8 protein-coding genes and 2 rRNA genes are annotated in these 8,338 nt (G+C 43.9%); 4 read left to right on the forward strand and 6 right to left on the reverse strand.

The annotated features are described in order from the left end of the window. Positions 1 to 85: 85 nt before the first annotated feature. The gene (locus tag GLV98_RS17790) at positions 86 to 1,288 is read left to right on the forward strand and encodes an MFS transporter (RefSeq protein WP_160917390.1); all 1,203 of its coding nucleotides are present in this window, start codon (positions 86 to 88) and stop codon (positions 1,286 to 1,288) included. Positions 1,289 to 1,566: 278 nt separating this feature from the next. Here GLV98_RS17790 and GLV98_RS17795 read toward each other — a convergent pair whose 3' ends face one another. Together GLV98_RS17795 and GLV98_RS17800 are read right to left on the reverse strand one after the other, a co-directional pair. Next, complete coding sequence (locus GLV98_RS17795) at positions 1,567 to 2,040, reverse strand: GNAT family N-acetyltransferase (protein WP_160917391.1); 474 nt, start codon at positions 2,038 to 2,040, stop codon at positions 1,567 to 1,569. 54 nt (positions 2,041 to 2,094) lie between these two features. Beyond that, a complete protein-coding gene (locus GLV98_RS17800) occupies positions 2,095 to 2,985 on the reverse strand; it encodes a LysR family transcriptional regulator (protein WP_160917392.1) in 891 nt (296 codons plus the stop codon). 109 nt (positions 2,986 to 3,094) lie between these two features. Between GLV98_RS17800 and GLV98_RS17805 the strand changes: the two genes are divergently transcribed. From GLV98_RS17805 to GLV98_RS17815, 3 genes are all read left to right on the forward strand, one after another. After that, positions 3,095 to 4,087: a YeiH family protein gene (locus tag GLV98_RS17805; RefSeq protein WP_160917393.1), complete on the forward strand. Its 993-nt coding sequence runs from the start codon at positions 3,095 to 3,097 to the stop codon at positions 4,085 to 4,087. 184 nt (positions 4,088 to 4,271) lie between these two features. Continuing rightward, complete coding sequence (locus GLV98_RS17810; RefSeq protein ID WP_160917394.1) at positions 4,272 to 5,174, forward strand: DMT family transporter; 903 nt, start codon at positions 4,272 to 4,274, stop codon at positions 5,172 to 5,174. Between the two features lie 17 nt (positions 5,175 to 5,191). Continuing rightward, a complete protein-coding gene (locus GLV98_RS17815; RefSeq protein ID WP_160917395.1) occupies positions 5,192 to 5,746 on the forward strand; it encodes a cysteine dioxygenase in 555 nt (184 codons plus the stop codon). 30 nt (positions 5,747 to 5,776) lie between these two features. On the opposite strand, the gene GLV98_RS17820 is transcribed toward GLV98_RS17815, so the two are convergent. The 4 genes from GLV98_RS17820 to GLV98_RS17835 form a co-directional block, all read right to left on the reverse strand. After that, positions 5,777 to 6,928 carry an AI-2E family transporter gene (locus GLV98_RS17820; RefSeq protein ID WP_160917396.1) on the reverse strand — a complete coding sequence of 384 codons (1,152 nt, stop codon included), beginning with the start codon at positions 6,926 to 6,928 and terminating at the stop codon, positions 5,777 to 5,779. Between the two features lie 61 nt (positions 6,929 to 6,989). Continuing rightward, positions 6,990 to 7,904 carry a DMT family transporter gene (locus GLV98_RS17825; RefSeq protein ID WP_337193774.1) on the reverse strand — a complete coding sequence of 305 codons (915 nt, stop codon included), beginning with the start codon at positions 7,902 to 7,904 and terminating at the stop codon, positions 6,990 to 6,992. Positions 7,905 to 8,012: 108 nt separating this feature from the next. Beyond that, positions 8,013 to 8,126: ribosomal RNA gene (gene rrf, locus GLV98_RS17830) — 5S ribosomal RNA — on the reverse strand. Between the two features lie 90 nt (positions 8,127 to 8,216). Further along, positions 8,217 to 8,338 (reverse strand): 23S ribosomal RNA (locus tag GLV98_RS17835); the annotation flags it as partial.

An 8,338-nucleotide genomic window follows, 5' to 3' on the forward strand; every position in this document is an offset into this window, starting at 1 on the left:
ATTCCTTATCACTTTTTATTATAATGCAATATTATCCAAATCACTAAAAAAAGAGTACGATAAATGTAGATCGAGGAGGGAGAACATGAACAAAGCGAATACAAGAAGATTGATGAGTGGGTATTTTTTATATGAGTGTGGTCGTGCGATGTACTTCGTCCTCATTACGTGGTTTTTATATCAATGGACGGAAGATGCTTTGTACACCGGGTTGTTTGTAAGCTTCGGATTCATTCCCGGGCTCTTTTCAAATGTCATCTTCGGAGTTCTGGTCGATCGTAACAACCGAAAAAAACTTGCGCTCCTGGCGGGTGTGATAAGCATCAGCTGTTTGGTTTTGTTAACGGGGACATTTTGGAGTGGAGCTGAACATCCATGGTTGATGATTACCGCTCATATGATCATGCAAACGGCAGGGTCATTATTCCGTCCCTCTCTACAAGCTCTTGTGGCTGAAGTATTTCCAAAAGAATCCCTTCCTCGAACCTTTTCCTGGTCAGGGTCCTCTACCGTTGCTGGAAGTTTAGCAGGAGCAGCTGTCGGCGGAATGTTGGCTGGTCTTGTAGTCATTGAAATCTCACTGACTGTCGTCGTCCTCTTTTATGCATGTGCGACAATGACTATTCAGATGATTCGCTACACACCGGTAGAGAAGAAAAACAGCGCGAGGGCTTCTTTTTGGATGGAATTGAGAGAAGGATTTATTTATGTTCATCAAAACCGGATGCTGTATGGATTGTTTGTCATGCTCATGCTTGGGCAACTCACCTTCCACACAACTCTGGGGTTTTTAAGCGTCTATACGAGTGCACATTTAAAGCAGTCGGCGCTCGTCTACGGTATGCTCGACAGTACGTTCTCCATCGGCGGCATCCTTGCTGGAGTGGTCGGGACGTGGTGGTGGGCCAAATGTCAGAATCGCATCGGCGTCTGGTCGCTTCTGTTGACCGCAGCAGGGCTCGCGATTGTCAGTTTCACTACTCACGTTCCTGTGGCTTTTCTCGGCTTTCTCTTGATCGGGCTAGGTACATCCTTTGTACGCGCTCTTTTGCAGTCTGTGCAGCAAATGGCGACGGACCCTCGTTTTCATGGCCGTATGTCCAGCTTGCGCATGCTTTGCAATCAAACATCAGTGGTCGTAACCGGTCCCATCTTTGGTGTTCTTGCTTCCTCCTATGGAGCACCTGCTGTTTTCCTCTGCCTGCTCATTCCAGTTACAGGCGGGGTCTTATGGGCTTATATGCAGTCCAAACAGCCAAGGTTCAAACAGATTACGAAATCCGCTTAAAGGCGCCCAGCAAAAAGGTATGCTTCTCTATGTAGGAGCATACCTCGAGTGGTGTTATTCAGCTCTGCTTATCTCGTCTCTTCCTTCGGTGCGCGATATACCTTCTCGACCTCAACTCCCAGCGTCTTCAAATAGTCGACAATCTGGTCTAGTCTCTTCATTTTTTCACCTCAGTATTTGAAATAAGATTTGGCACAGAAACACATCCATCTTCATTACGAACGGGACTGCACAAACGTTTCAACTTTTTCTATAAAAGACGATACCCGTAGTTCCTACTACTTATGCACCTTTTTAAACATTTGCACATTTTTTATCGATATTCCTCGAATCCATTTCACCTGTTCCTTCTTGATGGCATATCCTCGCTTCTGAAAAAATGGTCTCGCGACTGCACTCGCTTCGGTCGTTAGCACCCTCACAGCATCTTTCTTTGCCTGTTCCTCTAAAAGGGAGAGCAATTGAGTAGCCACACCTTCCCCTTGTCTGTCTGCAGCTACGTACAAAAAATCGATGTGGGCTCCCACAAGGCTGGCAAAACCTATGACGTTGTGGTCAGCGTCTTTAGCAACGAGTGAGTAAGCGGTAAGAAAACGTTGATGAATATAGGGGTGATTGTTAACCCCTTCCGCCCAAGCTGTCAATTGCACTTGATCGTAAAACCGGGGGGATATATTTAAAATCGATGATTTGACCATTCTAACCACATCGCGAAGATTTTCTTTCTGTAATTGCTCGATGAACCAAACCAAACTTCCCTCTCCCTTCTATCATAACAAAGCACCGTCCAAATGAATGTAATGGTTTTATGACAATTCATACAAATCCATGACGTGCTGAATAAAAACTTGAGCATCTTCTGTGATTTCTTCTTCATTGGCTGGGGTCACGATAGAAAAGGATCTTGTTGTCGAGTGAATATAAGGAAGGTTCATGATCAGTTCAGCAGCGTCCGTGTGTTCCACAACCGTTTTTGAAATAAATGAAAGTCCCAGACCTTCTTTCACCCCTTGGACGACTCCATGGTTACTTCCAATCGTAATCGTTTTTTTCGGTCGGATGTTCGATGATTCCAACATATAGTCAAGCATAGCTCTTGTCCCCGATCCCCCTTCACGGGTGATCCATGTGTGGTCTTGTAAATCTTGAAAGGTCACCTCTTTACACTTTCTCAGAGGATGGGTTTCAGGAACAATCACGACCATTTCATCTTCCACAAATGGAATGGAACTCAATCCCTGCTCCGTCACTTTTCCTTCTACAAGTCCCAAATCAAGTTCATGCTGCTGGACTTCCCGGTTGATTCGCTTTGAATTAGCAATCCGTACCTGCAATTCCACCGCTGGATACATGTCATCAAAGGTTTTTAGAATCGAAGGTATGATGTATTCTCCCACGGTGTAGCTTGCACCAATATGGATTTGCCCTCCTACCTGCTCGTGGAACTGCTTCACTTCATTCTTGGCTTTCTCCAGCAACCCGAGAACCTGTCTCGCCCTTCGGTAAACCATCTCCCCTGTAGCCGTCACTTCGAAATGTTTCGGGGAACGATCAATCAGCGATGTTTGAAAAAAACGTTCCAGATTTTTGATATGTGCACTAACCGTTGGTTGCGACAAATTCAAAAGGGCAGATGCTTTCGTAAAACTCTTTTCGTCGATGGCTGTGATGTAGGTTTTCAATGCTTCGATATCCAACTGAACCGCTCCAATCATCAGTTTTTTCTATGATTAACATTATAAAGTTTTATTTTACGAATAACTAGACGGAGCGTATGATAAATGAAGGAACAAAGGAGGTCCATCTATGAATTACACTTCTTACCAACCTCTTCTCAAAGGAATCGGATTTACAGCCATCGTTGCAGCTGTAGGATTTCTACTCGCCATGCTTCCACTGTTAAACCAAGTCGGTCCTCTTGCGACAGCCATTCTCCTTGCTGTTATGTACCGCCATTTTTTCGGTTATCCAGAAAGCATGCGCAGAGGAATCCATTTTTCAGCAAAAAAACTATTGCGTCTTGCGATTATTTTGTTCGGATTAAAATTAAATATCAACGTGATTCTTCAAGAGGGTTTTCCTCTGTTATTAAAAGGAACGGTTGTCATCGTATTTGCGATTGGACTCATGCTCTTTTTTGCCAAACTATTTGATGCCGACCGATCGATGATGGCACTGCTCGGAATCGGAACAGGCATATGCGGGGCATCAGCGATTGCTGCCGTCACACCCATCTTAAAAGCTAAAGAAGAAGACACAGCCATCAGTGCAGGGGTCATATCTGTAGTCGGTACCTTGTTCGCCATCGGATACACCCTCATCCGTCCTCTTCTACCAGTAGATGCAGAAGCTTACGGCATGTGGGCGGGAATCAGTCTACACGAAGTGGCGAACGTTGCCCTTGCCGGAGAACCTGCTGGAGATGAAGGTCTTGGAATGGCGCTTGTCGCCAAACTCAGTCGTGTCTTTCTCCTGGTACCGTTCAGCCTGTTGTTGATCTGGTTTATGAAAAAGAGAGGAACAGAAGAAAGCCGTTCGTCGATTGCTTTCCCTTGGTTTCTTGTAGGTTTCATCTTGATGAGCCTATTCGGAAGCTTTGTAAATGGATCCTTTCTTACGATTCCTGCCACAGCCATGAATGCCATATCTAAACTAACTTCCTTCATCTTAACGATGGCCATGGTTGGTCTCGGTCTCAGTGTAAGTTTACATGATGTCAGGCACCGCGCATTAAAGCCGATGCTCTTATTGATTGTGACATCCATTTTGCTCTCGATTCTCACATATTGGATCATTTGAAAAGTCTAAGGGTTCCTTAGACTTTTTTTATTGCTCGACATTTTCTGTCTAACGATCAGAATATACGTCGAAAAACTTTCCATCCGCAGTCGTTCTGTTACGATAGAATTAATGCTTGTGATCTCATGCTTGTCCTTTTCCTGCATATAGTGAAGAGAGTCTATATGAGGAAAGGACACGGTCTATGAGTTCTCCATCGCGAATCGGCGCTTCTCTCTATGCCTTTCTCTCCATTACCTTCTGGGGTGTGTCTTTTGTTTCCACCAAAGCCGTTTTAGGACATTTAGATCCTTTTTCCCTGCTTGTCATCCGGTTCGGAATTGGTTCAGTCTTTTTATTGATGATGGTGCTCCTATTCCAATATCCTTTAAAAATACATATCAAATATTTTCCCCATGTACTCATCCTAGGGGTCCTCGGAGTATTTGTTCATCAAGTGATTCAGGCGACTGCTCTACTGACTATCCACGCATCCGATGCCGGCTGGCTGATTTCGTTCTCCCCGGTGTTTACTGTCTTTCTGTCCTTTATATTCTTGCAGGAAAAGCTTACCCTCAAGAAAATTTCTGGGATTTCGATTGCCATCACAGGTGTTTTGATCATTACAACCATCGGGAGCGGTCAGAACATCAGCTTCTCCTTGAGTCTTGGTTATTTTCTTATGATTTTAAGCACATTGAACTGGGCCATCTATTCCGTCCTTTTAAAAAAATTATCCGTTCCTGTACCTTCTCTTGTCCTAACCTTTTATATGAGCACCACAGGGTTCTTTTTAACCCTGCCCTTCTTCATCAGGAACCATGGGATGGAACAATTACGTTCCCTTTCTCCCGAACACTGGGCCCACCTGCTTTTCCTCGGCATTTTCGTATCGGCCATCGCCTACTGGTATTGGGCGAAAGCATTAGAGGTGATGCAAGCAACACAGGTCTCTGTCTTTCTCTATTTCGAACCCCTGGCCACACTCATCGCTGCCATCATCCTGTTGAATGAAAAGTTCATAGCGTCTTCCCTTTTTGGAGGTTTTTTGATCATCGCAGGTGTAATGGTCGTTCAGGGGAGATTTTCATTCAGAAAACATTTTTAATAAGGAGGATTTCTATTATGAAGATGATCACACGAGTAAAGGAAGCGTTCGGAAATCTTGATGACCATTCCCCCGAAACACTGAAGAAAACATTGATCGAGCTTGGCGTTACATTAGATGAATTAGCTCCCTATTTAGAGGACCCTGAAGGCAGGCCATATTACCGCCAAATGATATACGAAGATGATCACGTGGAAATGATCGTCATGAATTGGGCAGATATTGAATGTGCGCCTCACGATCACGGGCAGTCCACAGGTTGGATCCAAGTTATGAATGGAACAACCAAGCAAACCGTTTATCAAGCTCATGGTGAAGCCTTACCTTTTCCTCTCTTCACAGAATTCAAGGAGAATGGAAGCCTCTTTTTCGCTCCTGAAAAAGGGATTCACAAAATGGGCAGAGAAGGTGCAACACCACTTGTGACCCTTCACGTCTATTCTCCACCCATCCGGGGCATGCGCGTCTATGACCTCGAGACCTGTGCTGCCTGCGTCGTCTCTAGTGATTGCGGGGCATGGTGGCCGGAAGAACAACGGCAGCGTTTGAAAGAAATCAAATTACAAAAATAAAGAAGGAAGTGACTGAGCTCACTTCCTTCTTTATTGGATTTTATATTGATTCTCTTCCTCCACAAACCTGTTATACCGCTTTTGAAACCAATAATAGAGGTGAGATACAACCACCTTTAGAATCGCGTAGCCGGGTATAGCTAAAATGATTCCAACAATGCCAAATAAATGACCAGCCGTCAATAAAACGAAGATGATCGTGACGGGATGAATGTGCAAACTTTTCCCCATGATCTGCGGGGATATGAACTTCCCTTCCAACAGCTGTACAATCGTCCAGACGACGACAAGCTTCACAACCATAAATGGTGAAGTCACAATAGATATAATCAACGCAGGTGTAATCGCTATGACAGGGCCCAAGTATGGGACTACACTTGTCACACTGGCAATCGCAGCAAGTAACAACGCATACTCCAATCCGATAATCAAAAAGCCAATGTACATCATAATGCCAATACAAAAGCTCACGATGATCTGTCCTTGAATGTAAGCCGATAATTGATGGTCAATGCCTTTAAATACACTGGATACTTCCGGACGGACCTTCGGGGGGAACATCCTTATAATATACGAAGGAAGTCGATGCCCATCTTTCAAAAGGTAAAAAAGAATGAACGGCAAAGTCACAAGCGCTACGACTACATTCGTCACGGTTGAAATGATATTCGTAATCCCTTCTACGGTCTCGGAAGCATAGGAAGAAATATAATCAGGAATCTGATTCAACATTCCGTCCACGTCTTCAAATAGATTCGTATAGTAAGCAGAAAAAATCGAATTCCTCAGCCACTCATCAGTCGTATTAATTAAATCTTGTAAGTAACGGGGCAGCTCTTCAGCCAGACTGATCAACTGCTTCTCAAGAAATGGAATGATAAGGACCACAAGCAACGTGATGATTCCCACAAGCGCTAGAAGGGTAATCAAAATCCCCCAGATTCTTTTAATTCTCCATGATTCGAGCAAGTTGATGATCGGCCTCAGTAAATAATAGACGACAATTGAAAGAATTAACGGCAAAGCTACCGTCTTAATAAAAACTAAGAAAGGATCGAAGATGAATCCTACACTTGAAAAGATGAGGATGTTCAATCCAATCAGCAGGATCACTCCTAAAATGAATAAAAGCTTCCGACCTCCGAAAAAGCGGATGACCGGTGTGGAATCCCATCGATTCATAAGCATTTCCCCTCAACAGCAATGTTAGTCATATTCTATCACACTCATAAAAAAACCAACCTTAACTTGCCTTCTTCCCTACTAGTGAAAAATTCACACGTTTTTTTCTCGTAGACAGATATACCCCTGCAAAAATTACACCAAGACCAATCATCAACTGATTGGTGACCGGTTCATTAAGAAGCAGGTGGCCCCAAAAAAGAGCCGTCACCGGAACAAGGTAAGTAACCATACTTGCAAACTCAGCACTCCCCCGATCGATCATATAATAGAAAAGTAAATGGGCAATTCCAGAACCGACGCATCCTAAACCGATCACACTGATTGTAAAGGTAATGCTTATATCTTGTCCGATAGAGCTGAACAATGCAGGTTGTGTCCATAGAATACCCGTTAGACCAACCATCGCTCCCACGAGAAGGGCAATACTAGTTAGAAGAATCACATCGAATCCACGTAAGTGCTTTCGGGTAAAATGTGATACAAACCCATAGCACGAGGTTGCAAGAATCATTGTGCCGATACCGACGAAGTGGTCGGAATGTATATTTCCAAATTCAAAACCGGTTAATATCAGAATACCAAGAAAACCTATGACGATCCCAATCCACTGCCACTTATTTAATAAGACTGAGAAGATAAGAAAGCCGATCAAACCTGTCATAATAGGAGTTGTTGCATTGAGAACAGCCGCTGTATTACTGGTCAACACTGTCTGACTCAAAGCAATCAACCCCCAGGGAAGACCCGCATTGAACACCCCGACAATAATCAATACACCCCAAGGGATTGATCGGGGAAGCTGTTGTTTCTTCCATTTAATAAAAACCAATGGAAGAAGAATCACAGCTCCAGCAAGACACCTTAAAAAGACAGTACCCCACACCCCAGCTGTGACGATCAACGTTTCTATAAAGACAAATGATAATCCCCAAATCAAACTTAAGGAGAGTAAAGCACCGTACAGTTTCATCATGTTGGTCCCCTTCCGTTCCTATCAATATTTCTATACTTTACCAAATCCAACCGAAACGCACAATACAAAAATAACCCTTCAGGGATATTCCTGAAGGGTTAAAAAATGATGTGGCGGCGTCCTACTCTCACGGGGGTAAACCCGACTACCATCGGCGCTGAAGAGCTTAACTGCTGTGTTCGGCATGGGAACAGGTGTGACCTCTTCGCCTTCACCACCATATCAATATAAAGTTTGAGGTGAACCCTCAAAACTGGATAAGGAAACATCTTTTATGAAAAGCAATTGTCATTCACGAATGATTATAATCAGATAGATAAGTCATCGATCCATTAGTATCCGTCAGCTCCACGTGTCACCACGCTTCCACCTCGGACCTATCAACCTCATCGTCTCTGAGGGATCTTATTTGCTTAAAGCAAAGGGAAATCTCA

Source organism: Halobacillus litoralis (genome assembly GCF_009856415.1).
Lineage (GTDB): Bacteria > Bacillota > Bacilli > Bacillales > Halobacillaceae > Halobacillus > Halobacillus litoralis_C.